The sequence below is a fragment of the Daejeonella sp. genome (assembly GCF_049655485.1).
Taxonomy (GTDB): domain Bacteria; phylum Bacteroidota; class Bacteroidia; order Sphingobacteriales; family Sphingobacteriaceae; genus Daejeonella.
Genome location: NZ_JBASJU010000398.1, coordinates 1 through 1900 on the forward strand (window position 1 = coordinate 1; position 1900 = coordinate 1900).

General features: G+C 40.5%; 2 protein-coding genes and 1 pseudogene. 1 reads left to right on the plus strand and 2 read right to left on the minus strand.

The window, feature by feature from the left end; translation table 11 throughout:
* Nucleotides 1-790, plus strand: a 790-nt coding sequence (locus tag WBJ10_RS16225) for a Gfo/Idh/MocA family protein (protein ID WP_424292174.1), incomplete at its 5' end; no start/stop codon positions are given.
* Between the two features lie 72 nt (nt 791-862).
* Here WBJ10_RS16225 and WBJ10_RS16230 read toward each other — a convergent pair.
* The gene (locus tag WBJ10_RS16230; protein WP_424292176.1) at nt 863-1585 is read right to left on the minus strand and encodes a methyltransferase family protein; all 723 of its coding nucleotides are present in this window, start codon (nt 1583-1585) and stop codon (nt 863-865) included.
* A gap of 1 nt (nt 1586) precedes the next feature.
* Nucleotides 1587-1900: pseudogene (locus tag WBJ10_RS16235) on the minus strand (carboxy-S-adenosyl-L-methionine synthase CmoA); the annotation flags it as partial.

A 1900-nucleotide genomic window follows, 5' to 3' on the forward strand; every position in this document is an offset into this window, starting at 1 on the left:
CAGGTATCAGGACAATTATAGAGAAACTATCAAACGAATTGAAGATGGTGTCGCTGGCGATATCGTTTCAGGCCAGGTTTATTGGAACAGCGGTGGCGTTTGGGTTAAACCGCGTGTTGCCGGACAAACTGAAATGGAATATCAGATGCGTAACTGGTACTATTTTAACTGGCTATGCGGTGATCATATTACCGAGCAGCATGTGCATAATATTGATGTGGCTAATTGGGTGAAAAACGCGTATCCTGTGACTGCTCAGGGTACAGGAAGCCGTTTCCTCCGCACAGGAAAAGAATATGGGGAAATTTATGACAATCATACTGTGGAATTTGTTTACGCTGATGGCACGGTGATACAGAGTCAGTGCAGGCATTATGAAGGAACTTTAAACCGGGTAGATGAAAGCTTTCAGGGTACCAAAGGCAGAGTGTTCCTTTCAGCAAACACAAATTCTGGAAAGCTTTGGGATACTAAAGGCAATGTAATATTTAATCATCCCGGGAAAGGAGATCCTAACCCTTACCAAACGGAACATGATGAGCTATTCGAAGCGATTGATAAAGGGCAATACAAATTTGCTGATGCAGAACGGGTAGCTAAGAGCACCATGACATCTATAATGGGCCGCTTTGCAACTTACTCCGGAAAAGAAGTTAGTTGGGATGAGGCATTAAATTCTGAAATAAATCTGATGCCGGATAAACTCAGTTGGGATGCCCTGCCAAAGGTTTTGCCTGATGCAGAGGGCATGTACCCTTACGCTATTCCTGGCAAGTCCAAAGTAGTTTAATATCATTGCTAAATAGAAAATCCCGGAGATCCGGGATTTTCTATTGAATAACACCTTAATAGGTTTGATAAATTATCCTTTCCAGGTACCGCTTTTCTTTAGGTATCTAATACTGAAGTAATAAATTCCCAGGACCATTAACGAAACGATGAAAATCGTGTCGCGAAGGTCTGTATTGTAATTGGTTAACTGTGGATAATAAAACAACAGGATAACAGCTATCCCTGTTGCCCAAACGGTTTGGGTATTGTATTCTTTAATAAGCCATCTTTTTCCGTTGAAATCCATGTTTGATATGGTGTCGCCCAAGCCAGTGAAATTTATCCACCATCTGCTTACTCTGCTGCAGTATGCATCGAACTGACCTTTAAATTTATTGCGCAGAAATTGTTCCTCGGCCAGAACAATTGCCTGGTAAATGAATAAGAATAGAGGAATGAAAACTGCGACGAATAATAATGAGTTTATTAGTATCCCCACTCCTACCAACATCAAAATATTTCCTACATATAATGGGTTCCTGCAATGATTAAAAATCCCTTCTGTGATAAGGTCATCCGCGTAAACTTCCTTATTCCTGCCTCCCCGTACAATGTATTTAAGGGCAATGGTCACACCCCTGATGAGCTGCCCAAATATGGTTATAAACAGCCCAAGGATCAGTGGATATAGATAGAAATCGGGCCCAAAAGCCTGTTCGGTGAAGATTTCAGACGACGGGATAAATAATGCGAGATACAAAAATATGAATAAGAGATTTCTGTATTTGAAGAAGAAGTTACCTATTGCCAGCATCTTAATTCTTTATAGCGATGAAACCTGAAAAATTATACCATTTGAAGAATGTCTCAATATGCGAGAATCCCGCTTCTCTGAACATCTTAATATTTTCACTCAATTTATAGGGGATCAGGACATTCTCCAACGCCTCCCTTTTTTGCGAGATTTCCATCTCACTATAGTTATTTCTTCTCTTATAGTCGTAGTAGTACTTGATGAAGTTCCTGTTGAACAGGCTATCCTCGGCAAGGATCTTTTCGGAAACTATAAGCACCCCGCCATCAGTAAGGCCATCAAATATCTTTTTAATGAGCTTTTCTCTGTAAATAG